This is a genomic window from Aliivibrio sifiae (assembly GCF_002954715.1).
Lineage (GTDB): Bacteria > Pseudomonadota > Gammaproteobacteria > Enterobacterales > Vibrionaceae > Aliivibrio > Aliivibrio sifiae.
Genome location: NZ_MSCP01000003.1, coordinates 1 through 23491, shown reverse-complemented (window position 1 = coordinate 23491; position 23491 = coordinate 1). Strand labels below are relative to the sequence as shown.

Here is a 23491-nt window from a genome sequence, read left to right as displayed (position 1 = left end):
TATATTCCTTTAATTTTTTAATAACTTAGGCCAGTTTTTATCGCCTTTCGTGATGAAGCCCTGAATGTCTTTTTCCCACAGAGCTTTGACGCCTGCGTCATAATTTAAATACAGTTTCCCATCAACAATTGAAAATTGATTCGGATCACCAGGAGCTCGATCATTTTTTGCTGCGATAGCCCAAGCACAGAACCCCCCATATTGAGGCGCGTATTTTGTAGGATTTTCGCTAAATAAATCTAAGTTTTCTTGAGATATAAAATACCAATCGGCATTCATATAAGAGGTTACAAATTCAGAGCTTCCTTTTAGTGGTTTTTCTGCAGTGAAGTAGCTAACACTGTCATAACCATCAATTGCTTTATTACTAAAAAAACCAGTATAAATAGCGTCTGATGCAAACGTTGCTTGGCTAAATAATAATATAAAAAAACATAATAACTTTTTCATAATCATGACCTTATGGGTTAACTGTATGAGTGAGTATTGTCGTATGAATGGGAGGGTACATCATAGGCCAAATACTTTTTTGTTTGACATGGTGAACTCGGAAGATAACGTAATGTATTCTTTTTATTATCGACAATGATGTGAGTAAAACTGACCGTTTGGGCATCTTGACGATGCATACAAGGAGAACGATGTCCTAGTTTAGAATGATGGTGTTGATGGAATTGATTCAGTGTTTGTCTGTTTACTCCAGAGTCTGTTAGTTGCTTATAAACAGATAAGCGATGCTTGATGACATTATCAGCATCGACAGAAGAGGAGATCATGGGTGAACTAGGAGCAATTGATGTAAACCGCTTTCCATCCCAGCGAAACCCTTGAACGCTTTTATGTTTTATTGAGTCATCAGAGTGAAAGATTAATAAAGTAAAGGAAGCAAAGCGTGATAGGTCCATGTTAGAAAGTATTTTCTGAATGGAATTTACACCATCACAAGATGCTAGCTCTTTTACAAGTAATCCGCGACTTAATGCATTGTTAGGGGCAATTTCCCCCTGATAGTAATTTAATAGACAGAGTGAGATCCCGTGATTGTTAAGTGAAATCCAGCTGCCTTCACCAACAGGATCGATTGGCATAATGTAATACACATTATTTTCTTGGAATAATTGGGGCGCTAATGCATCTGTTCTAGAGCGTTGCTCATCTCGATTAAAAAATAATTCATAACCTGTTGGGGTACTAAACCAAGAAAGAGTACACATTAGGCTTCCCCTCGCAAATAGGTGGTTGTCGTTGGTGCTAATCCAAAGTTTGATTGAGTAGTTATACCGATTGAAAGGGTGATAACTTTAATTAACGCGTAATGATGAGACGCATGGAGAGCAGCAAAGGTAATTTCTCGTTCAATGCTTGAAGTCATAGTGTGCTCTTGTTTTTTATAAGGACAAACCTCGGTAATTAATGATATTGAAGAGGTGAGGCGCCCAATAGGGAAAAGATCTAACCAACGAATAACATCATTAAGTTCTGTGATGGCTAGTTTCTTATTTGTTTCTATCTCATGACCTCGACGACGAACATTGTAATCAATTGGCCCATGATGATCTTTTTGAATTAATGATTGAAACAAATCTAATATATGTCGGAAATGCTCACCGATAGTACTTTCTACATAAGGCAAAGCAAGGTGGATATAATCACTATCGCTAATTGAATTTAATAAAGAAATTCCTTTTTGTAATTCATCTATACAACCACTAATAACTGGTGATTGATGTATGTCTTGTAAGGCAGGTGTTGGCATGAAAAACTCCTTTATCTAATCGGTTGGTGGGTATTGAAGAGTCAGTTGCTTTTCTTCTTTCCATGCAGCCAATAGTTCTTTTATTTTTGGGGAGTGATGACCTTGTTTTTTTTGCAGTGCACCAATTTCAAATAAGATTTTGTATTGCAGTAATAAGGTGGAAAAAATCGTTTTTAGAGGCGTATTTCTATCCCAAATATGAGCGGCTTCGCTGCTCGCCCCATTAATTTCTAAAATAGTAAAATTATCGCCATTCATTAAATCGAAAATGTCTTTAAATTTCACATCCAACCTACCGTAGTGAAATCCTTCTAAATCATTAAATATTTGGTCTAGTCGTTCAGCTAATGCTTCTGTGATGTATTGATTCCCATCTCTAAAAATAGATCCTCGGCTATGGCTACCAGCAAAGGCGAGTTGGAATTCTTTTCCCTTTTCTAAAATGGTATTTAACTTTTCTTCATGACGAGGTAAGTACAAATGAGCCAATTGTCCGGCTCTGCTGTCATTTTCTATTAACTGTTTTAATGTGCTAGTGCCATCTCCAACAACAAACGGAGAATATTTAAGGGTTATCGAAATTATTTTTCCTTTTTTTTCATTTGGATAACGAACATAAAAAATTCCCGCTTCAGCTGAGTAAGGTGCTTTTTCTTGGATTAAAAAACGTGCATTGATGGGAAAAGAACTAAAATATTCACTCAACTGCTTTGGGGATTGAATTAATTTAACGCCAACACCACGACAACCTAAATCAGGCTTAGCAACAACAGGGAAAGAAAGGTGTTGCTTATCCATGGCTTCAATGGCGTTTTGAGTTTGCTGCAAAATAGGGGTGCTAGTCGTTGTGATAGTGGTAAATGGAGATATCCATTGCTGAGCTATTGGACCTGCAAGAGTTAAAATATCGTGTTTAGACTCACCAATCATGCCACTTAATTTTATTGATGGATTAGCAATCAGAGGAAGTGCGAAATCAAAATGTTTTATACCAAGAAAAAAACTTTGTATAACTACTGGAGTGTAAAAAAACCAGCTTGGTAAAAATTCATAAGGCGACACACTACGATGAGTGTCTGACTCTAGTTGTGGCATACCTGCATTGATATGACCGGTGGTAATCGTATTGATGTTATTAACCATTACGTCAGTTCCTTTGAAATTTTCTTTTTTGCAAATCGATTTGTGATAAATAAAACCAATGTCATGACTGGAATTAATAGCCATTGATGTTCACTAGTTTTTACCCAGTGACTACTCCCCAAAAAGTACACACTAGGAAAAACAATGGATGTCCACACTGCCGTTGCTCCCATTACTGCGATAAAAAAGGTGAATATACGGATATGAAATACGCCACTCAACGTAAAGCCAATGGTCCTTAATCCCGGAATAAAACGAATAATGAATAAATTAAGCATAGGATTGGATTGGAGTTTTTTCCTTAAGTAACGTAAATGAGTATTGGTTAAAGTTTTATATCGAAGTAGTCGAAAGCGAATAGAGAGTCGGCCTAAGAAATACAATCCTAAATCCCCACTGGCGATACCAATAAAAGCTGCCGTTAGGCCTATGATAGGTGTAATCATTTCTTGTGAAGATAGGCTTGCTGCAGTGATGATGGCTAAGTCTTCAAGTAAGTAAGACAGTAGAATTATGCCGATAAAAATAGAGAGTTCAGAGCTCTGATATGTAAACAATGCTTCTTGTATATTGGTGATTAAATCATTCATAAACCCTCCTTTTCTTATTTATTTAGAGTGGCACTCTATTAAAAAAATGTAAATATATGTTTCTCATTTGTTTTAATTTGAGCTTGTGATTAATAATTGGTTCATTTTGATTTGGTTTATTTATGAATATAAGGTTTTGGTTACACCTAGATATTGCGGCAGGCTTTTTTGTCGTTTTCTTTATTGCGGCTTTCGTTTTTCATATTTATGAAGTGTTTTATTTTTTCTCATTTTTGGCTTATGGCGTTTTAATTTTTAATTTACTTAGTGCAATCGTATATGCAGACCAATGGTTTCATTATGTACTTTGCAGTGTGCTATTAATTATTTTAGGGACGTTTGCATCAATAGATGTACTGTCTGCAAAAGAGGAATTGTTAGCGAGTTGGATAGAAGTGGAGTGGCTAGGGCTAACCAAGATAAATATTGATGATTATATTCAAGTGTTACTTATTTTAATTAATATTTTTACGGGGAGCTTGGCTGCTAATACGTTATTTTATGGTTTATGTAAAAAAACAGCACCGTTAAATAACGATGCTATTTCTATTTTTCACCATCAATCTAATGACTTAACGAAATTATTTACTCAGGTTAATACTGTAAACGGCAAAGCCAACATCGTCCGTTGCGACTTTCTTCATTGGGTATTGACCTTTGTCTTTAATGAATTGAGCTGCTTTTTCTGTTGGTGATGTTTCAAAGCGGATATCCAGTTTTTCCCCACCTTCAATTGGTGCAAAAGACCAGTTGTTATCTGCTGATGGCTTAACTTGTCCCTCTTCTTTACTTACTCGTGTTATGTAATTAGAAAGAACGGTACGGTTTTCATCAGGAGAATCAAACGCGATAAAGTCAGTACCAGTACCCGGGAACTTATTGCTGTAAGCACGGTAGTTATTGGTTGCGATAAGAAAATCTTGTTTCGCATCAATTGGTTTGCCTTGGTAAGTTAAACCGACAATACGTTCAGAACCTTCGTTAATGACATTACAGTCGCCATCATATTTTGCAGGTTGAGTTATATCAATTTGGTAGTTAACGCCATCAATGACATCAAAGTTATAAGTACGGAAACCATCCCAATCAATTAACTGTTGAGGTGCTGTACTATTGATGTCGATTTGTTGGAACTGACCAGCAGAACACTCAAGCCATTCTTTCACTTCTTTACCTGTTACCTTCATCGCAACTAGCGTATTAGGGTATAGGTATAAATCAGCCGCATTACGGAACGTTAATTGGCCCGATTCAACTTCAGTGAAGTTTGTTGGGTCATTTCCACGACCGCCGGCTTTAAATGGAGCAGCAGCAGAAAGTACAGGAGTACCATCTAAATCAGGGTCCCCTTGAATGAAACGCTCCACGTAATCTTTTTGCGCGAGGTTAACGATTTGAACTGTAGGGTCATCTTGTACTAATGCTAAGAAGCTATACATAACATCGTCAGCTTTACCAATCGGTTGATTTACGAAATCACGAGTACCTTTATGATCCGCTTCTAATGCTTTTACGATACCTTCATCAGCAACAGCTAATGATTTGTTGTTTTCTTTATCAAAGATAGGGCGAGCTTCCGACTCTCCATTAACAACCGACCATTTACCATCTTTCTGTTTAAGTGTTAAATCCATCACACCGACGTGGCTACCCCAACGTCCAGGCATTACTGCTGCTACGCCATTCATCGTACCGTTTTCATTATCGATACCTTGTAGGTTGTCAAACCCTTTGCCAGGGAAAACAGCATGAGAGTGACCAAAGGCTATCGCATCAATACCGTCTACTTCAGATAAGAAATAAGTAGAGTTCTCCTCACCTTGCTTGTATGGATCTGTTGATACACCTGAATGAGGAATTGCAACGATTACGTCTGCACCTTCTTTCTTCATTTGTGGGATCAGTTCTTCCGCTGTTTCTTTGATATCACGAGCGAATACTTTTCCTTCAAGGTTTTTCTTATCCCACACCATAATTTGTGGTGGGACAAAACCGATATAACCAACCTTAATTTCATGATCTACGCCCGCAGTGTCTTTAAACGTGTGAGTTTTAATTACATAAGGCTTGAAATAATGTTCTTTTGTTTTTGCGTCATAAACATTAGCACTGATATAAGGGAAATCGGCGTCATTGATAGATTCCGCTAAGAAATCTAAACCGTAATTGAATTCATGGTTACCGATGTTGCCCGCATCGTAATCTAATTGGTTCATTGCTTTGTAAGCAGGGTGAACTTCACCAGCTTCCAAGCCCTTATCTGCCATATAGTCACCCATTGGGCTACCTTGCAGCAAATCACCATTATCAACAAGAACACTGTTTATCACTTCGCCGCGAGCTTCTTTTACTAGTGTTGCTGTACGTGCTAAACCAATTTTTTGAGATGGCTTATCTTTGTAGTAATCGTAATCCATTAGGTTGGTATGGATATCTGTTGTTTCGACAACACGCAATTTAATCACTTCGTTTGTATCTACTGGCGATGGTGTGCAGCCAGAAATCGTTAGTAAGCCTAAGCCAGCTAATACAGCAAGTGAAACAGGTTTAGCAGAGAGTTTCATAGTGTTCTCCAAGGGTGATAATCATAAAAGCACCAAGTAAGATAACAGATTGATAATGTTATAAATGTAATCGTTCTCTCAATGTGTGCTGCTGATCGCGTTCCAGTGTGCTTTACGGTAACTAGATCACAGCTTAACTATAAATTCATCTTCTGCTTTTAATTTACGATTTTTAAATGAAACCTTTTTATTCATAGTCGTTAGCATTAAATCGAATAAAAAATGAAATTTTAGAATTTCAGGTAATAAAGTAACCCGTCTATAGTGCTTCTATTGGAATGAAAAATAGCTACCTAATGGAAAAGAAAATTGATGCAATCAATACGCAATCAATTTCGATAATAGGTGCCATTACCAAATTTAGCCTAAAGGACAAAACACATGGACGCACAAAGACTAACCCACCTACAACAACTAGAAGCCGAAAGTATTCACATTATCCGTGAAGTGGCGGCGGAGTTTGATAATCCAGTCATGATGTATTCGATTGGTAAAGATTCCTCAGTAATGTTGCATCTTGCTCGTAAAGCTTTCTACCCAGGAAAAATTCCATTCCCACTTCTTCATGTTGATACAGATTGGAAATTTAAAGAGATGATTGAGTTCCGTGAGAAGACTGCCGCAAAATATGGTTTTGACTTATTAGTACACAAAAACCCTGAAGGCATGGAAATGGGAATTAACCCATTTGTTCATGGGTCATCAAAGCATACCGACATCATGAAAACTCAAGGATTAAAACAAGCACTTAATAAATACGGTTTTGATGCGGCATTTGGTGGGGCTCGTCGTGATGAAGAGAAGTCTCGTGCAAAAGAACGTGTTTATTCATTCCGAGATAAAAATCATACGTGGGATCCGAAAAATCAACGTCCAGAGTTATGGAATACTTATAACGGTCAAGTGAATAAAGGGGAGAGTATTCGAGTATTCCCATTATCAAATTGGACAGAACTCGATATCTGGCAATACATCTATTTAGAGAACATTGAAATTGTTCCGCTCTATTTATCTGAAAAACGCCCAGTTGTTGAACGTGATGGCATGTTGATCATGGTAGACGATGAGCGCTTAGAGTTAGAAGAGGGTGAAGAGATTCAACATAAAGACATTCGTTTTAGAACCCTAGGTTGTTACCCATTGACAGGGGCTGTGGAATCTACCGCTAATACCTTACCTGAAATTATTGAAGAGATGTTAGTTGCGACCTCTAGTGAGCGTCAAGGACGGGCGATAGACCATGATTCATCGGGGTCGATGGAGCTGAAAAAACGTCAAGGTTACTTTTAATATCGGGCATCTAAGGAAGGATTAAATTATGAATAGTGCAGTAGAGCAGCAACTGGAAGAGCTTGGTATTGAAGCTTATTTGAAAGAACATCAATACAAATCATTACTTCGATTTTTAACCTGTGGTTCGGTGGATGATGGTAAAAGTACCCTCATAGGCCGATTGCTACATGATTCAAAGCAAATTTATGCAGATCAACTCGATGCGGTTCATGCCGATAGTCAGCGAGTGGGGACAACGGGCGATCGCCCTGATTTAGCTTTGTTGGTTGATGGCTTACAAGCTGAGCGTGAACAAGGGATCACGATTGATGTTGCTTATCGTTATTTCTCAACTCAAAAGCGTAAGTTTATTATTGCAGATACTCCGGGACATGAGCAGTACACTCGTAATATGGCAACGGGAGCATCAACCTGTAATGTTGCTGTTATTTTGATTGATGCACGTAAAGGTGTGCTTGACCAAACTCGTCGTCATTCTTATATCGCGAACCTTTTAGGTATCCGTCATTTTGTTGTAGCGGTAAATAAAATGGATTTAGTTGATTATTCTGAATCTCGTTTTGAAGAGATTAAAGAAGAATACTTAACGTTTTCGAAAAAGTTGAATAATCCTAATCTAGAAATTTCTATTTTACCGCTCTCAGCATTAGAAGGAGATAACGTTGTTAACCCTAGCGAAGCCTTAGCTTGGTATCAAGGTGCTCCGTTATTAGAGGTTCTTGAGAATATTGATATTGATGCTGATCGAGGTAATGGCGAATTTAGATTCCCAGTGCAGTATGTGAATCGCCCTAATTTGGACTTTCGTGGTTTTGCTGGAACCGTTTCGGCAGGAGGGATTTCTGTTGGGGATGAGATCATCGCTTTGCCATCAGGGAAAAAATCAAAAGTTGCTCGTATCGTAACGTTTGATGGTGATTTACCTTCGGCACAAGCTGGCCAAGCAGTGACGTTAACGTTGGAAGATGAAATTGATGTTAGCCGTGGTGACTTGTTAGTTAAATCGAATACAAATCTACAGGCGACAGATCAATTTAAAGCTGAAATTGTATGGATGACAGAAAAAGGCTTACAACCTGGTCGTCAATACGATATCAAAATTGCAGGTAAGAAAACGGTAGGTCAAATTGATGCCATTCATCACCAAGTGAACATTAATAGTTTAGATACATTTGATGCCACAGAGCTACCATTAAATGGTATTGGCTTATGTGATGTATCACTAACTGAGACGGTAAGTTTAGATCGCTACCAAGATTGTGCAGATACTGGTGGTTTCATTTTTATTGATCGCTTAACGAATGTAACGGTAGGAGCAGGGATGATCCAAAACCTTTCTGAACTGAGTGATGTGAAACCTATTAATGATAATGTCAGTGCGTTTGAGGTGGAGTTAAATGCGTTAGTTCGTAAACATTTCCCTCATTGGGGAGCACAAGATATTTCTAAGCTGTTAGGTTAATCGCTTAAAAGGAATATTTTATGGCATGGGAACAAGGATTCGTTCTAGCATTGTTGGCATTTATTATCGTTAGTTTACTAGCGAGTAAATTAAAACCTAGTGTGATTTTTGCAGGCTCGGCGTTTATTGCTTTTATGGTAGGTATGCTTGATTTACCTAGCTTGGCAAAAAACTTTACTAACTCGTCATTATTGACGTTAGTGCTATTGATCCTGAGTTCTTGTGCTTTAGAAAAAACACGTCTTATCAGTTGGGTTGGGCGTTATATTTCAGAGGGAAGGTTAGGGAGTGTGGTAGGCAAATTAGGTCTATCGACTGCTGTCCTTTCTTCTTTTACTAATAATACCGCGGTAGTGGTTTCTTTAATTGGTGCAATAAAACGCAATCAACGTCATGCTCCATCCCGTCTTCTTATTCCTCTTTCTTATGCTGCTATTTTAGGTGGAACACTGACTCTAATTGGCACATCAACCAACCTTATTATTAATAGTTTTGTTGAAGATGCTGGTTTACCAAGTTTGAGTTTCTTTGCCCCAACCGCAATTGGATTAGCTGTATTGTTTGGTGGGCTATTAATTTTAATTCCATTGAGTTATTTATTACCGGCATACGATGAAGGTAGTAATGATGAATTACCTTATTTTTTAGAGGCAAGGGTTGAAGGTGGCTCTCCATTGGTTGGTAAATCAATTGCAGAGAATAATTTACGAGCTTTACGGAAACTATTTTTAGCAGAAGTGATAAGAGAAGGGAAAACCATTGCATCAGTTGATCCTGAAATGGTGCTGCTTGCAGGAGACCGACTGCTTTTTTGTGGTGATATTGAAAGCGTTACTACGTTGCAAGAAATCAATGGGTTAACACTTTTTGGTCAACATCATTTAAATGGGCAAAATTTAATTGAAGTAGTGGTAAGTCAGTCAGCTTCTATTCGCGGGAAGAGCATTAAATCGTCACAATTTAGAGATCGATTTGATGCGGTAGTCGTAGCTATTCGACGTGGGCACGAACGCCTTGAAGGTGGTTTGGGGAAAATTGAATTGCAAGCTGGCGATACGTTAGTCTTAGTGCCAGGTAAAAATTTTGAACAAAGTAAACAGCAGCTTAAGCGAGAGTTTGTCATTATCAGTGATTTAGATTCAGCAGCAAAACTAGATGGAGATAAAAGCGCTTTAGTTTTATTAGGGTTTGCAGGAGTTGTTGCCGCTGAGTTGTTAGATATATTTCCAATTATTAAGGGGTTGTCTGTTTATTTGTTGGCTCTTTTGGCGTTAGGAGTGGTTAATGTTGGTGAGTTACGTCGTCGATTTCCCATTGATATCGTTGTTATTGTTGGCGCCGCATTATCAATCGCTCAATTGATGTTGTCATCAGGATTGTCAGTTCAGCTTGGCGATATGTTTATCACATTGTTTAATGGATGGGGAGTGATGGGGGCGTTAATTGCTGTCTATTTGATTACTCTCGTATTAACAGAATTAATTACCAATAATGCAGCAGCGGCTCTCGCTTTTCCTATTGGCTATAGTATGGCGCTTGGCTATGGCGTTGATCCTATGCCATTTATTATGGCGGTTCTTTTTGGAGCCAGTGCGAGTTTTATTTCTCCCTATGGTTATCAAACTAATTTATTAGTATTTAGTGTGGGTAACTACACGCTACTTGATTACGTAAAAGTGGGATTGCCTATGTCGATTATTTATTCGATATTGGTATTGACGCTAATCCCCTATTTTTTCCCATTTTAATTCAAGGATGAAACATGACAGTTAAAGACGTTGTTAAAAATGAAAATATCGTTTGGCATCAACACCTAGTAACGAAAGAAACTCGTTCGATATTGAAGAAACAAAAACCCGCAGTGCTATGGTTTACGGGATTGTCAGGCGCAGGGAAATCAACCATTGCTGGTGCACTAGAAATTAAACTTGTTGAGCTTGGCTATCATACTTATTTGTTGGATGGTGATAATGTTCGCCATGGTTTATGTCAGGATCTAGGCTTTTCGGATCATGATAGGCAAGAAAATATTCGACGTATTGGTGAGCTAGCAAAACTAATGGCAGATGCGGGTCTAATTGTATTAAGTGCATTTATCTCACCTCATAGAGCTGAAAGAGAAATGGTGAGAAATTTATTACCTAATAATGAGTTCTTAGAAGTATTTGTAAACACATCATTGAGCGAGTGCGAAAAAAGAGATCCGAAAGGGTTATATAAGAAAGCAAGAGCGGGAGAGATAAAGCATTTCACAGGTATTGATTCAGAATACCAACAACCGCTCAATCCTGAGATTGCTCTACCAGCTGGTAGTCAGTCAATTGATGCGCTTGTTGATCAATGCCTAAATGAATTAAGAGTTCGAGAGATTATTTAACTTTAAAATGAATAATATTTAAGCGCCCAAATCGAGGTAGGTTTGGACGCTTATTTTTAAGCCATGGTTGAAATGCTTTTCTTTACGTCAGTTTCCACAATAAATTTTTGGCTGAGTAAAGCAATGACATTATCGTAATAACTTTCGTTGGGCTTATTACCTAATAATTTACACAGTTCAGCACCTGTTGGGCTAAAGCGGTAATACACAAGGCGAGAGCCTTTTTGCATTGGCTTTATTGCTAATTGTTTTCCTTGATATTGAAGGGGCAGTGCTGGTTCAAATTCAATTTCACCAGATTCAAGTTCAGTACCAAGTAATAAACCGAGCTCAATTAATAACAACAAGCTTGAATAGGGAAGTTTATAGTTACCTAAGTGAACTAATTGTGGGCCGTCAGCTTTATAGAAATTGAATAAAGTGCCGGCACACTTATAACCTAACAAAAGCTTTTTGCTATTGTCTTGCCCAAAACTACAAGCTAATGATGCCGCACGCTGAAAAGTTTGAGCTTCACGTTGAGTCATGTCTTTTAATACTTTCAATGCTTTCATTGAGGTAGAACCAGGAGTTATTACCTCTTGTTTGAAAATTTGACTCCATAAGCGCTGCATTGAGGGATCATGAATGTCTTTGGCCATTTCAAAGAATCGATGGAGCCAGTCAGGGTCAGGATCTCCGGCAGTTTCATCTTTACAATAATCATGAGCAAACTTGATAATTTGTTCTAAGTTTTGTTGTTGTTGCTCTCGTAGGAGCTTTTCTCTATATAGGGCACGCTTTAATAATGTTTCTTCTGGTTTTGGTGGATGAAGTTTAGCGGCTAAACCTTGCTTTAGTGCGATTTCTTTTAGGCGTCGAGCACTACTAACAACATAGTGCTCTTTTTTATGTGTTTGTTGTTCTTTAGGTTGTTCATCTTTTGTGATGACACTTTGTTGTGAGTTCATGGGATCGCTTAGCCTTAATCACTAATAGTTCTATTTTTATATTATCGGTATTAGGAAATAAAAACTTTAATATCGGAACAATATTTAGAAAATACTTATAAAAAACCACTTGAAATGTAGCTAAATGATAAATATTTGTTAAAATATTAATTCTGCATTTGTGTTAGATAGGAAGAGTTATGAAAGGATTAAGTTTTAAAAAAATATTACTTGGCGCTACCTTAGCTAGTGGTTACGCAGTAACACTGGTTTATCTTTCTCATTATGTATGATTATTTAAAATAAACCAGTGTTTGCAATTATGTTATTACTATTTATTCGTCCTCATATTCTTCTAAGCGAACACCTTCAATAAGATACCCTGTTTCTGCAAGTTCACTATTAATGGTTTCAGTCTTCAATTTCCCTACAATATAAATCACATCCCATAGTTGTTGGATCGGTGCTCCTTTTTCAAATTTGACGTAGATGATTTGGTTTGGTGGTGGTGGCGGAACATGGATACAAGCACCAAAATAAGGGACAAGTAAGAACTCGGTAATCATTTTGTCATCCCCTTCTAGTGGAATAACAAAACCGGGGATTTTCACCATACTTCCGTTTAATTCCTGTCTAACCCCACCAACAAGAGATTGCTGCATGGTGCCACCATTATGATCTATTTTTGGCATACCCATTGAATCAAATTGATTACGTTCTTGTTGTGGAATTAAGTCTAACCAATCAAGCTTTAATACATCATCACTGTGTGCGAATAATGGCAATATTAGTAAGATAAAAGCGAGTAGTTTGTTCTTCATGAGTACCTCTTAAAGTCTAATTGTCATGCCGTCGCTGAGTGAATTTTTATAGGCTTGAATTGCTGGTATTACCCCAATAATAAATCCTGAGAACAAGACAATAGCGAGCAGTTTTAACTCGTATAATGTTGGCAATGTGAGTTCAATGGCGATGCCATAATATTGCTGAATTATAGGTTGTAATATAACTAATGATAAGTATAAGCCTATAAGGCCTACAATGATCCCAAAGCTTGTGATTACGATTGCCTCACTAACCAGTAAAGTAAAAATATGCTTAGGCTGCGCTCCCATTGATCTTAAAATTGCCATTTCACGACGTCGCTCTTGTAAGCTCGTTAATAAGCTTGTTAGCATTCCCATTAAACCTGCAACAACAACAAAGATAGAAACCGCAAGTAGTGCTTGCTCGGCCACAGACATCATTCCCCATAATTCATGCAAGGCAATTCCAGGAAGGATGGCGCTTAATGGTTCTTTTGTGTAGTCATTAATATAACGTTGTAATGCAAAAGTCTGAATTTTTGAGTTCAGTCCTAACATAAATGCAGTGATTTCTTTTGGTTCAAATTTATGCTGTTCTAGCGTATTAGCATCAGGTGTATTACCTAGGTGGGCACCACTTTCCCAACCGACATGTATTGCTTCTATTGCACCCAGTGAGACATGCAATGTTTTATCTACTGGAGTACCTGTTGGTTCTAAAATACCAGTAACCGTAAAAGGTAATTTATCATGACGAGTAAATGATTTATCGCTAATACCATGCGCTATTATCAGCTTATCTCCAAGATGATAGTTCAGTTTTTTTGCAACATCTGCACCGAGGACAACATCGAATAATTGAGTAAAAGGCTTACCTTCTTTAAAAGCTAACGGTTGTTTTTTTCCATATTGATAAAACCGGAAGTAATCTTGATTGGTTCCCATGACTCGAAAGCCTTTGTGTGAATCACCAAGAGAAATAGGGATTGACCATTTTACAGAGCGTTGATTGCTAATCTCTTGATAACTTTTCCAGTCAATATTGTTGGTTGCATTACCGATTCTAAATACAGAATAAAGTAAGAGGTTTACTTGTCCTGAGCGTGCTCCAACGATTAAATCTGTATTGGAAATTGTGTTGGCAAAGCTTGTTTTCGCTTGTGTTCTAATGCGTTCAACGCCCATCAATAACATGACAGAAATAGCGATAGTTACAATGGTTAGAATTACGGTTGTTTTGCGGTTTTTTAAACTTTTCCAAGCCAGCTGTGCGATACCTATCATGTGATATCTCCTACTTTATTTAACTCTCTTAAATCAATACTGTGGTCAAACAAAGATTCTAAACTAGGATCATGACTGACAAATAATAAGCTTGCGCCACTTTCTTCACACTCATTCATTAAGAGCTGAATAAAAGCAAAACGAGTTTCGTGATCTAATGCAGAGGTCGGTTCATCTGCAATAATTAATTTTGGCTTTCCAATAAAGGCTCTTGCTGCTGCTACTCGTTGCTGTTGACCAATGCTGAGGTCAGTTATTGGTTTATCAAAATGAGAAGAGGGTAATTGAAGTGTAGTTAAAAGTCGTTTAGATTCATTGCTAAGCTCTTGTTTTGATAGCGATTTTTTTGAAGAAAATTGATACGGTAATATGACGTTATCAATAACCGATAAATAAGGAAGAAGATTAAATTGTTGGAAAATATAGCCAATATTATCTGCTCGAAATCGATCCCTTTGGTTCGATGTAAGTTGATTTATGTCTACACCATTTATAATAACTGTACCTTCTGTTGGTGACAGTATCCCGGTAAGTAGGCTAAGCAAGGTTGATTTACCACTGCCGCTTGGACCTTTGATAAATACTTTCGATCCTTGTTTTTGTTGATAAATTGGAATATCTAACGTTCTTTCTGTCTGATTTGGCCAGTAAAACGTAAGATTTGATAATTCAATAATATTCATCATTATTATGGCGGCGTTACCACCGCCATGCCTACTTATAGGGTTACAGTCGGTGCATCAGCAGTTAGTGTTGTGGCTTTTTGGCCTGAATCACCTAAATATTGAACGGTCATTTTTTGGCTATGAGTAAAGTGCATAAACCACTGAGTTTCAATTTGATTCAGTTTTGATATAGCTTCACAATGATATTCATATTGAGCATTAAATTCACCATGCTTGCTATGTTCTTTATGGTGTTCACCATCATGCTGGTCGTGGTCGTGGTCGTGGTCGTGGTCGTGGTCGTGGTCGTGGTGTTCATCATCACCGTTAGTTAGATTGTGAGAAACATGAACCTCTTCTAAAGTGCATTTTGCATCTTTTGGCAATGTGAAAATCACATTTGGATTATTCAACGTTTTTACTGCTTGAGAAAGAGTTTGTTTTTGCTCTTCATTTTTAGGGGCGTGTTCAAAACCCACAACATCAGCTCCAGGAGCTGTCACTTCAAATAGTAGATGCTCACCGTCTTGAGCAATATTAGCCTCAATAACACCATGAACATGAGCACCATGTTGACGGTGTTCACTTCCATGATCATGGTGGTCGTGGTCATTAGCGCTTGCTGAATAAGAAATTGAAAATAAAGAGCTTGAAATAGCGATGCTAAGTAGCATTTTTTTATTAGAGATAAGCATGTGTGCTTCCTATTATTTTAGAGTGATAAATTAATGTATTTATTGAATTAAAAAATAAGAAAAGGTGGAGCACGCGAGTGTACTGTAATAGATGATGGGTTATTATTTTCTACACTAGAGAATAATGACGATATAATTTGTTGAGGAATTATAGGGAGAGAAGCAACGTGAGTAATAATACCGGATCCAATTGAGTGAAATAATTGGCAATGATGGTTTTCATGATGCTGTATGTTTGAATCGATTTGATGGTTTGCAATCTGAAAACCAAACAGCACTAAAAGAGTAACAAAACTCCAAGTTAACCAGCACTGTTTAGTAAAGAAATACGATTGCATTATACCGCCCTAAAGATATCTAGAGCTGTAAATGTAATAATATAACAATTCATAAGCAAGGCATTTATTTAAAACTGGTTGTGAATCAACTCGATCACTTGCTTGATTTTGTTAGGTGATAATTTACCTTCTTGAACAAAAAGAACGTTTCCTTGTTGGTTTTGCACAATAATGGTTGAATTTTCTTCTTTAAGATCCCAAGCTTTTGCTACGGTACCATTTTCGTCAAGAACCATAGAAGACCACGAAAATTCCTTTTTACTTTCTTCAGCCGAAGATTTTACAAAACCACCAGTACCCCAAATAGAATCGTCTTGGTTGATGATAGTTGTTGTTTGATATTTTGTTTCAGGGAACTTTTCTAGCGTAATTGCACTCATAAGATCAGCGTTCATTGCTTTAGCACTACTACGACCTGCAATAACTTGCAGAACTCTTACTTTGCCTTTGAGTTGTTCTGTATTCCACTTGCTGTATTGGAATGCGTTATCAACATAAAAAATTTCACCATATTGAGTGACTGAGACCGATGGTACTGGTTGATTTAGCATAATATTGTGAGCAAAAGAAAGAGAAGGTAATAGGCAAGTTGTAAGTGCTAATAGTTTTACTTTTTTCATTATAGTTATCCTTAGATATGAGTACGGGTAGTGTAGTGCAGAGAAAAAGAAAAAGCGATTCGACCAGTAATATGTGATTATTGATATTTGTTAATTAAATGTGAAATCTAACTTGCTGTACGTCATTCTGTTATTCAAATGTATTCAAATGTATTTAAAGGCATTTTTAGGTAAGACATAGTGACGATGTACAATATGTTTTGATGGACTATTAATAAAACCTTATATGGATTATTGAGGTAATGGCTATGTTTAGAAATTTTAAGGCTTATCGACCGCTTCAAGTTGCTCGGTTTGTAAAAACGTTATTTAAAGGAAAGCTTCATATTGAAGGAATTGGCTCATTTGAATTTGATGGCGGAAAACTCCTTATGCCAAATAATGAAAATAAAAAAATGCTGTCAGTTATGAGTGAGGTTAATCAGCATATTCGTCAACTTTCTCTTATGCCTGCTTAAATAAATGAATAAAAAGAAAAGGTGCTTCTGAAAAGAGCACCTTTTTTAGTTATATGAAACAGACACCTGTACCGCCTAAACCACAGTAACCGTTTGGATTTTTTGCTAAGTACTGTTGGTGCTCTTCTTCAGCGAAATAGAAGGCTGATGTTGACTTGATTTCAGTCGTAATAAGGCGAGTAATGTTTTGTGCTTGTAAAGCTGCTTGGTATTGTTGTTTTGTTTTTTCAGCAATGGATTTTTGGTCACTTGAATGAGTATAAATTACAGAACGGTATTGTGTGCCGATATCATTGCCTTGGCGCATTCCCTGAGTAGGGTCGTGTTTTTGCCAAAAAGAATGAAGTAAGGTTTCAAGGGATATGACTGAAGGATCAAAAACGACTTTAACAACTTCAGTATGTTCAGTATGTCCTGAACAAACATCTTTATAAGTAGGGTTCGTTGTTATTCCGCCACTGTACCCAACGGCGGTAGAATAAACACCGGGTAATTGCCAAAAGAGGCGCTCTGCTCCCCAGAAACACCCCATCCCAAAGTAGATAACATTATACCCTTTAGGTTGTTCATCTAAATTCACGTTAAAGATAAAATGAGGGGAGAGATTCATTGTGTTACTTTTATTTATCGTCATGTCGCATCCTTCAACTGAGTCATTTGGAAGAGTTTTACCTTGTGCTACTCTACAAAGCGAGTAAATTACCATTACATAGAATGTATTATTGAATCAATAGAATAATTATCAGTATGACAAAGAAGTTACCCCTCTTTTTTATTTCCTGTTTGTTTATTATGCCAGCTCACGCGATAGCAGAAACAGAATTAGACATTGAGGGTTTAGAAGGACCTTTATTGAGTAATGTAGAGGCTTACATCTCAGGAATCCCAGAAGAAGATTATTCAGTTTCTCTTCGTTTTCAATCTCGCCTTGAAGAAAGTATTAATGAAGCATTAAAAGCATTAGGTTACTACCAACCAATAACGGCCTTTACCGTGGAAGGTGAAAAGGGAGATCATACTCTTTTAGTCACTATCGATCCTGGTGAACCTGTGTATATATATGTCAGTGATATAGTCATTACGGGTGAGGCTAAAGATGACGTCGATTTTATTCGAGCTGTAGATAATTCTGGTTTGAATTTAGGACAAGTATTAAATCACGGTAATTATGAAAGCTTGAAAAGCACATTACAAAATTTAGCGCTAAGAAAAGGCTATTTTGATGGTGACTTTTTATTAAATCAATTAGAAGTCGCTCCTGGACGACATCAGGCAATGGTGCGTCTGCATTATGATAGTGGTCAGCGCTATAGCTTTGGCGCAACAACTATTGAAGGCAGTCAGATTGAAGAAAAACGTGTCCGTTCAATAATTCCTTTTAAAGAAGGCGATCCATATCTTGCGAGTCAAATTGGTGACCTCAATCAGTCCCTTTCTAATACTGAATGGTTTTCCTCTGTTTATGTTGAGCCGGATCTTGATTCGGTAGGGAAAAACCGACAACTACCCATGAAAGTGCACTTATCACCGCAAGTACGTAATCAAATTGAAACCAGTATTGGTTATTCCACGGATGTTGGTGTTAAAGGTAAGATTCGTTGGAAAAAACCATGGTTAAATCAATATGGACACAGTTTAGATAGCGCTATTTCTGTTTCAAAGCCAGAACAAGAAGCTACGGTGTCATATAAAATACCTCTCGAGCAAGTACTTAAGGATTATTACATTGTTAAGTATGGGTTGAAGAATGTAGATAATAGAGATACCGACAGTTTAGAATCAAATTTGGCTTTTGAAAGGCATTGGGTGTTTGATTCTGGTTGGCATCGTACTGTTTATACTCGTTTTCTTTATGAAGAGTTTACTCAAGGTATTCAAGATGGTACTGCGTGGTTAGTTCTTCCTGGTATTTCGTTTTCGCAGACACGAACTCGTGGTGGAACGATGCCAATGTGGGGGGATAAAAAAGCCTTCACAATTGAAGCAACAGATCAGGCGTTAACTTCTGATGCAAAGCTACTTCGGCTTCAAGTACAAGGGGCGATAATTCGTAGTCTTGGTGAAAACCATCGAGGTGTTGCTAGGGCAGAAGTCGGGGCGATTTATACAGATGATTTTTATAAATTACCTCCGTCTATTCGATTCTTTGCTGGTGGTGATAACAGTATCCGTGGTTATGGCTATGAAGAGGTGTCTCCAAAAGACAGTAAAGACAATTTAACGGGTGGTCAATTCATGGCAACAACAAGTTTAGAGTATCAATATCGAGTTGTTGGTGATTGGTGGTTAGCAACATTTGTTGATTATGGTGATGCTTGGATAGAAACACCTGATTGGAAAATGGGTGCAGGTATGGGGGTGCGATGGGCATCACCTGTGGGACCTGTTCGATTAGATTTTGCATGGGGCTTTGATGCCGAACCGGGTGATGAATTTAAAATTCATTTTACGTTAGGGCCTGAAATATGAGTTCTTTAGATATAACAGAAGACAAAACAAACACATTAAAAAAGAAGCACCGTTTAAGTCGTCATTGTATTTGTTTGGCATTATTTTTTCCTAGTTTTCTACTTATTGTTCTGTTAATGGTTGGTTCTCTCGTTTTTACTAATACAGGATTAAATTTGATTGTTTGGGCGGCAGAAAAAGCGTTACCTCAATTATCAATTAAAAGTACAAAAGGAAGTCTACTTCCTGAGTTTACCTTATCTGAAATATCCTATAAAAATAAAGAACTACTCGATGCTGACATTTCCGATTTTCATTTAGCAATTACAACTAAGTGCTTAATGAAACCCTCTCTTTGCGTTGATGATATTACTATTAATGGATTGACTTTAGATTTACCTAAATTACCACAATCAACTGAAGAAGCCGTTGATACAAAGGCGACACCAAATAAACTGCTTTCTATTCCATTGCCCATCAATGTATCCAACATTACTCTTAATAACGTTAACGCTAATATCCTAGGTAATCATCTTCAATGGGAAACTTTTTCTACTGGAGTAAAATTATATAAAAGTGATTTAACAATTACCCCCTTGAAGTGGAAACGTGTTCGTGTTGAGTTAGCTAAGAGTGAAATTAAAGAATCGCCGAAAGAAAAAAAAGTCCTATCACCAACAGAAACCGCAATTAGTCTGCCTGATGTTTATATTCCTCTTAATATTAATGTTGAGCGGTTTGAACTGAGTGATTTCATTTTAGAGCAAGAGACTCCTGTTAAGATCAATCGATTAGAATTTAAAGGGTTTGCGGGTGAGTCTAACGTAAGCATTTCAGACTTTTATTTAGATATGCCACAGGTAAATGTATCTTTAAAAAATGACATTACCTTAAAGGGCGATTATCCGTTAAATCTAGAAGCGACCGCAGAACTAAAAGAAACAGAATTAAAAGGACATAAAGCGAAACTTATTGCTACTGGAAGTATTGCGGATTTAGATGTTGATTTAACTGTACTTGGTGGTTTAAGAACAACGATAGATATAGACATTCACCCATTAGAGAAAACATTGCCTTTTGATCTTCATGTATCCAAGACTAATTTATATTGGCCACTATCTGGCGAAAAAGAGTTTAAGTTATCGGTTCCTAATATAAAAGCAAAAGGAAACATCGATAAGTACCAGTTTTCTGGTGCTCTATATATAGAGGGAAAAACAATCCCCCAAACAGATGTTCGACTTGAAGGTAAAGGAGACTTACAAGAAGTTAATTTATCTGACTTCATGATTGATACATTGGGTGGAACTATCTCTGGTAATGCTCAAGCTAATTGGGCTTCTTTAGCTAATTGGAAAGGCAAAGTCTATTTACAAAATATTCAACCAGGATTGCAATGGCCAGAGGCTGAAGGGAACATTAGTGGGGAAATAGTTACTACCGGAAATTTAACGAAAGAAGGTGGGTGGGAAGTCAACGCTCCTCTCATTGATATCAATGGCATATTTAGAAAATATCCGTTGAATATTAATGGCGCCTTAAACGCAAATGATATTAGCGGTGTTGGTGAACCACATATTGATATTTCACAGTTGACATTAAACCATGGCGATAACGGGCTTTCTATTTCTGGTTCTTTAGATAAAGAATGGAATCTTGATGTAGATATCGATTTTCCTGAATTATCAGATAGCGTCCCAGATGTTCAAGGTAAGATTATTGGTAGTATTGAATTAACGGGGAAACTAGCTGAGCCGCGAATTAATCTTGATATAGATGCTTTAGGTCTAAAATTAGCTAAAGAAGGCTCTCTAAACAAAGCGTCTATTGAAGGATATATCATACCAAGCCCTATGATTGATGCAGACGTGAGTATCAAGCTATTAGATGGTCAATATCAAAAGCAAATTCTTAAAGATTTAGTGATCCGTTTTAGTGGTAAAGAAAACAACCATAAATTACAAATTGATTTAGATTCGAATGTAATTGACTCCCATCTGCTATTTAAAGGTGCATTAAATCGAAAAACAGGATGGCAAGGTGAATTGAGTGAGGCCGATGTTAATACTGATATTGGTCCATGGAAATTAGATCAGAAGGCCTCTCTTAGTTATGATATTAAAAAAGAAGAGTTCTTTATTCAAGCCAATTGTTGGAGTCAGGGAAATACATCTTTATGCCTTAATAAAGATTTAAGAGCAGGGAAATCAGGCAGTGCAGATGTCAGTATTAAGCATTTTGAATTCAATAAAATTAAGAAGTTTTTACCAGAAGAAACTGCTATTACAGGAGAGGTTAATCTTGATGTATTAGCCAAGTGGTCGAGCGGGGCAAAACCATATATTAAGGCTGCCCTCTATTTACCTGAAGGTAATGTGCAACAAGATATGGAAGAAACACTTAAAGTAGGCTGGGATAAAATTCTTATTAATGCAGAAATGCAAAATGATGAACTATCAACGGATTGGTTAATTGCATTAACCGATAATGGGCAGTTGAAAGGAAACCTTAAGATAGCTCATCCTACTGGGAGTAAGGAATTAAGTGGTAACTCAAAGATTGATCAACTTTCATTAAAGATGCTCAAACCTCTTCTTGGTGAATACAGTCAACTAAATGCAATGATTAACTCAGATATTAGGATCTCAGGTCAGGCTGAACATCCTAAGTTATTAGGGGATTTTAAGGTTGAGAATGTTGAAGTTAAAGGTGAAGTATCGCCAGTAGATATTAATGATGGAAATATAAATATAAACCTTGCTGGTCATCGTGGAAAACTAACGTCAATTATAACAACATCAGATGGTGATCTTAATATTAAAGGAACTGGTGATTGGTCTGATCTAGCTAACTGGAAAGTAGGGTTAGATGTTTATGGTAAAGAGCTTCAAGTTAATGTCCCACCTATGGTCAAATTAAAAGTAAAACCTGATATGAAAATTAGGATAATTCCGACATTGGCAAAAATCACAGGGTCTATTGGTATCCCATGGGGAAGGGTTGTTGTTAAAGAGTTACCTGAGAGTGCTATTGCGGTATCAAAAGACGAAGTCATTTTAAATGATGATTTACAACCAGTAGAAAAAAGTACGGCATTACCCATGAAGGTTGAAACTGATATAAATATTAGTATTGGTGATGATGTTCTTTTATCTGCATTTGGTTTAGAGGGAGGATTGATTGGTAAGTTAAATATCACTCAGAAGAATAAAGGTCCGTTTATTACAGGTGAAGTAAATATTAAAGACGGAACGTATCGCTCGTTTGGACAAGATCTTGAGATTACTAAAGGTAAGATATTATTCAATGGTCCAGCAGATCAGCCTTACGTCGATATTGAAGCTATTCGTAATCCTGATAATACTAGAGATGATGTCATTGCTGGAGTCCGAGTTAATGGCCCTGCGGATACACCTAAGATAGAAATTTTTTCCTCTCCTAGTATGCCGCAAGCGAATGCACTCTCTTATCTGTTAAGAGGGCAGGATATTGGTAGTGATACTGGTGGGAATGCAATGACGACAACTTTGATAGGATTAAGCTTAGCAAAGAGTGGCAAAGTTGTCGGCGAAATAGGTCAAGCTTTTGGTGTGCAAGATTTGCAATTAGATACGGCAGGGTCTGGAGAGGAGTCTCAAGTAACGATTAGTGGTTATATAGCTCCAGACTTACAAGTTAAATACGGTGTTGGTATATTTAATTCTCTTGGGGAGTTTACATTAAGGTACCGAATTATCAGTGATCTATATATAGAGGCGGTTTCTGGAGTTGATAGTGCAGTAGATTTAATTTATCAATTTTCTTTTGATTAAAATAGCAAATGTGGATAAGTCTGTGAACAAGTTGTGTTTCTAGTAAGGGTAATAAAGTATAACTTTACTATCGTTTAAATGGTCATCAAACAGTAAGAAAATATAGAAAAAAGAGCATTTAAAGCTTGCTAATATGATCGAGCTCTCTATAATGCGACCTCACTGACACGGAGCGCTCAACATAGAGCAGCTAAGGGTTGGTGAGGGAAACGGTTAAAAATTAAGTTTCAAATAAGTGCTTGACACTGAGA

Annotated in this window: 22 protein-coding genes; 8 read left to right on the top strand and 14 right to left on the bottom strand. The window is 37.2% G+C overall.

Going from position 1 to position 23491, the window contains the following annotated elements; genetic code table 11:
• Positions 1 to 9: 9 nt before the first annotated feature.
• Genes BTO23_RS18430 through BTO23_RS18410 form a run of 5 tightly spaced genes read right to left on the bottom strand, consistent with a single transcriptional unit; the run spans position 10 to position 3489 of the window.
• Positions 10 to 450, bottom strand: coding sequence for a YHS domain-containing (seleno)protein (locus BTO23_RS18430; protein WP_060993885.1), 441 nt, complete (start codon positions 448 to 450; stop codon positions 10 to 12).
• 17 nt (positions 451 to 467) lie between these two features.
• Positions 468 to 1214 carry an NRDE family protein gene (locus BTO23_RS18425; RefSeq protein ID WP_105064307.1) on the bottom strand — a complete coding sequence of 249 codons (747 nt, stop codon included), beginning with the start codon at positions 1212 to 1214 and terminating at the stop codon, positions 468 to 470.
• Entirely contained in the window at positions 1214 to 1756 is a 543-nt protein-coding gene (locus BTO23_RS18420) for a hypothetical protein (RefSeq protein WP_105064306.1), read from the bottom strand. Before BTO23_RS18420 ends, BTO23_RS18425 begins: the two co-directional genes overlap by 1 nt.
• A 15-nt stretch (positions 1757 to 1771) precedes the next feature.
• A complete protein-coding gene (locus BTO23_RS18415; RefSeq protein ID WP_105064305.1) occupies positions 1772 to 2899 on the bottom strand; it encodes an ATP-grasp domain-containing protein in 1128 nt (375 codons plus the stop codon).
• Entirely contained in the window at positions 2899 to 3489 is a 591-nt protein-coding gene (locus tag BTO23_RS18410; protein WP_061005557.1) for a DedA family protein, read from the bottom strand. The genes BTO23_RS18415 and BTO23_RS18410 overlap by 1 nt, the downstream gene beginning before the upstream one ends.
• 122 nt (positions 3490 to 3611) lie before the next feature.
• Between BTO23_RS18410 and BTO23_RS18405 the strand changes: the two genes are divergently transcribed.
• Positions 3612 to 4184, top strand: coding sequence for a hypothetical protein (locus BTO23_RS18405; RefSeq protein WP_245922153.1), 573 nt, complete (start codon positions 3612 to 3614; stop codon positions 4182 to 4184).
• Here the strand turns inward: BTO23_RS18405 and BTO23_RS18400 are convergent.
• On the bottom strand, positions 4071 to 6053 hold the full coding sequence (locus BTO23_RS18400; RefSeq protein WP_060993879.1) for a bifunctional 2',3'-cyclic-nucleotide 2'-phosphodiesterase/3'-nucleotidase: 1983 nt from the start codon (positions 6051 to 6053) through the stop codon (positions 4071 to 4073). The two genes, BTO23_RS18405 and BTO23_RS18400, sit on opposite strands and share 114 nt — an antisense overlap.
• 381 nt (positions 6054 to 6434) lie before the next feature.
• On the opposite strand from BTO23_RS18400, the gene cysD reads away from it, so the two are divergent.
• Genes cysD through cysC form a run of 4 tightly spaced genes read left to right on the top strand, consistent with a single transcriptional unit; the run spans position 6435 to position 11185 of the window.
• Positions 6435 to 7343 carry a sulfate adenylyltransferase subunit CysD gene (gene cysD, locus BTO23_RS18395; protein ID WP_060993878.1) on the top strand — a complete coding sequence of 303 codons (909 nt, stop codon included), beginning with the start codon at positions 6435 to 6437 and terminating at the stop codon, positions 7341 to 7343.
• A gap of 28 nt (positions 7344 to 7371) precedes the next feature.
• Entirely contained in the window at positions 7372 to 8808 is a 1437-nt protein-coding gene (gene cysN, locus BTO23_RS18390) for a sulfate adenylyltransferase subunit CysN (RefSeq protein WP_061005554.1), read from the top strand.
• 20 nt (positions 8809 to 8828) lie between these two features.
• The gene (locus BTO23_RS18385; RefSeq protein ID WP_060993876.1) at positions 8829 to 10556 is read left to right on the top strand and encodes an SLC13 family permease; all 1728 of its coding nucleotides are present in this window, start codon (positions 8829 to 8831) and stop codon (positions 10554 to 10556) included.
• 14 nt (positions 10557 to 10570) lie between these two features.
• Complete coding sequence (gene cysC / locus BTO23_RS18380; RefSeq protein ID WP_105064304.1) at positions 10571 to 11185, top strand: adenylyl-sulfate kinase; 615 nt, start codon at positions 10571 to 10573, stop codon at positions 11183 to 11185.
• Between the two features lie 56 nt (positions 11186 to 11241).
• Here cysC and BTO23_RS18375 read toward each other — a convergent pair whose 3' ends face one another.
• From BTO23_RS18375 to BTO23_RS18345, 7 genes are all read right to left on the bottom strand, one after another.
• Positions 11242 to 12135 carry a TIGR03899 family protein gene (locus BTO23_RS18375; protein ID WP_105064303.1) on the bottom strand — a complete coding sequence of 298 codons (894 nt, stop codon included), beginning with the start codon at positions 12133 to 12135 and terminating at the stop codon, positions 11242 to 11244.
• A 314-nt stretch (positions 12136 to 12449) separates the two neighbouring features.
• A complete protein-coding gene (locus tag BTO23_RS18370) occupies positions 12450 to 12935 on the bottom strand; it encodes a DUF3299 domain-containing protein (RefSeq protein WP_105064302.1) in 486 nt (161 codons plus the stop codon).
• A 9-nt stretch (positions 12936 to 12944) separates the two neighbouring features.
• Positions 12945 to 14204, bottom strand: coding sequence for an ABC transporter permease (locus BTO23_RS18365; RefSeq protein ID WP_060993872.1), 1260 nt, complete (start codon positions 14202 to 14204; stop codon positions 12945 to 12947).
• Positions 14201 to 14887, bottom strand: coding sequence for an ABC transporter ATP-binding protein (locus BTO23_RS18360; protein ID WP_105064402.1), 687 nt, complete (start codon positions 14885 to 14887; stop codon positions 14201 to 14203). The genes BTO23_RS18365 and BTO23_RS18360 overlap by 4 nt, the downstream gene beginning before the upstream one ends.
• Before the next feature lie 35 nt (positions 14888 to 14922).
• Complete coding sequence (gene zrgA / locus BTO23_RS18355; RefSeq protein WP_105064301.1) at positions 14923 to 15564, bottom strand: zinc uptake protein ZrgA; 642 nt, start codon at positions 15562 to 15564, stop codon at positions 14923 to 14925.
• 47 nt (positions 15565 to 15611) lie between these two features.
• Entirely contained in the window at positions 15612 to 15902 is a 291-nt protein-coding gene (locus BTO23_RS18350; protein WP_105064300.1) for a DUF2607 family protein, read from the bottom strand.
• 68 nt (positions 15903 to 15970) lie between these two features.
• On the bottom strand, positions 15971 to 16522 hold the full coding sequence (locus BTO23_RS18345) for a YtfJ family protein (protein WP_061005548.1): 552 nt from the start codon (positions 16520 to 16522) through the stop codon (positions 15971 to 15973).
• Positions 16523 to 16770: 248 nt separating this feature from the next.
• Between BTO23_RS18345 and BTO23_RS18340 the strand changes: the two genes are divergently transcribed.
• Complete coding sequence (locus BTO23_RS18340; protein WP_060993969.1) at positions 16771 to 16980, top strand: DUF1107 domain-containing protein; 210 nt, start codon at positions 16771 to 16773, stop codon at positions 16978 to 16980.
• A 49-nt stretch (positions 16981 to 17029) separates the two neighbouring features.
• Here BTO23_RS18340 and msrA read toward each other — a convergent pair whose 3' ends face one another.
• The gene (gene msrA / locus BTO23_RS18335; RefSeq protein WP_245922152.1) at positions 17030 to 17614 is read right to left on the bottom strand and encodes a peptide-methionine (S)-S-oxide reductase MsrA; all 585 of its coding nucleotides are present in this window, start codon (positions 17612 to 17614) and stop codon (positions 17030 to 17032) included.
• A gap of 113 nt (positions 17615 to 17727) precedes the next feature.
• On the opposite strand from msrA, the gene tamA reads away from it, so the two are divergent.
• Together tamA and tamB are read left to right on the top strand one after the other, a co-directional pair.
• Entirely contained in the window at positions 17728 to 19449 is a 1722-nt protein-coding gene (gene tamA / locus BTO23_RS18330) for an autotransporter assembly complex protein TamA (RefSeq protein WP_105064298.1), read from the top strand.
• Positions 19446 to 23240 (top strand): autotransporter assembly complex protein TamB, encoded by a 3795-nt coding sequence (gene tamB / locus BTO23_RS18325; protein WP_105064297.1) that lies wholly within the window; start codon positions 19446 to 19448, stop codon positions 23238 to 23240. The genes tamA and tamB overlap by 4 nt, the downstream gene beginning before the upstream one ends.
• Positions 23241 to 23491 lie beyond the last annotated feature (251 nt).

Coding starts and splice junctions, on each gene's coding strand:
- BTO23_RS18365 (WP_060993872.1), bottom strand. CDS start 14,204: ATGATAGGTATCGCACAGCTGGCTTGGAAAAGTTTAAAAAACCGCAAA.
- BTO23_RS18425 (WP_105064307.1), bottom strand. CDS start 1,214: ATGTGTACTCTTTCTTGGTTTAGTACCCCAACAGGTTATGAATTATTT.
- BTO23_RS18405 (WP_245922153.1), top strand. CDS start 3,612: ATGAATATAAGGTTTTGGTTACACCTAGATATTGCGGCAGGCTTTTTT.
- BTO23_RS18410 (WP_061005557.1), bottom strand. CDS start 3,489: ATGAATGATTTAATCACCAATATACAAGAAGCATTGTTTACATATCAG.
- BTO23_RS18430 (WP_060993885.1), bottom strand. CDS start 450: ATGAAAAAGTTATTATGTTTTTTTATATTATTATTTAGCCAAGCAACG.
- BTO23_RS18370 (WP_105064302.1), bottom strand. CDS start 12,935: ATGAAGAACAAACTACTCGCTTTTATCTTACTAATATTGCCATTATTC.
- BTO23_RS18375 (WP_105064303.1), bottom strand. CDS start 12,135: ATGAACTCACAACAAAGTGTCATCACAAAAGATGAACAACCTAAAGAA.
- tamB (WP_105064297.1), top strand. CDS start 19,446: ATGAGTTCTTTAGATATAACAGAAGACAAAACAAACACATTAAAAAAG.
- cysC (WP_105064304.1), top strand. CDS start 10,571: ATGACAGTTAAAGACGTTGTTAAAAATGAAAATATCGTTTGGCATCAA.
- cysD (WP_060993878.1), top strand. CDS start 6,435: ATGGACGCACAAAGACTAACCCACCTACAACAACTAGAAGCCGAAAGT.
- BTO23_RS18415 (WP_105064305.1), bottom strand. CDS start 2,899: ATGGTTAATAACATCAATACGATTACCACCGGTCATATCAATGCAGGT.
- cysN (WP_061005554.1), top strand. CDS start 7,372: ATGAATAGTGCAGTAGAGCAGCAACTGGAAGAGCTTGGTATTGAAGCT.
- BTO23_RS18360 (WP_105064402.1), bottom strand. CDS start 14,887: ATGAATATTATTGAATTATCAAATCTTACGTTTTACTGGCCAAATCAG.
- BTO23_RS18400 (WP_060993879.1), bottom strand. CDS start 6,053: ATGAAACTCTCTGCTAAACCTGTTTCACTTGCTGTATTAGCTGGCTTA.
- tamA (WP_105064298.1), top strand. CDS start 17,728: ATGACAAAGAAGTTACCCCTCTTTTTTATTTCCTGTTTGTTTATTATG.
- BTO23_RS18345 (WP_061005548.1), bottom strand. CDS start 16,522: ATGAAAAAAGTAAAACTATTAGCACTTACAACTTGCCTATTACCTTCT.
- BTO23_RS18350 (WP_105064300.1), bottom strand. CDS start 15,902: ATGCAATCGTATTTCTTTACTAAACAGTGCTGGTTAACTTGGAGTTTT.
- BTO23_RS18385 (WP_060993876.1), top strand. CDS start 8,829: ATGGCATGGGAACAAGGATTCGTTCTAGCATTGTTGGCATTTATTATC.
- BTO23_RS18420 (WP_105064306.1), bottom strand. CDS start 1,756: ATGCCAACACCTGCCTTACAAGACATACATCAATCACCAGTTATTAGT.
- BTO23_RS18340 (WP_060993969.1), top strand. CDS start 16,771: ATGTTTAGAAATTTTAAGGCTTATCGACCGCTTCAAGTTGCTCGGTTT.
- zrgA (WP_105064301.1), bottom strand. CDS start 15,564: ATGCTTATCTCTAATAAAAAAATGCTACTTAGCATCGCTATTTCAAGC.
- msrA (WP_245922152.1), bottom strand. CDS start 17,614: ATGACGATAAATAAAAGTAACACAATGAATCTCTCCCCTCATTTTATC.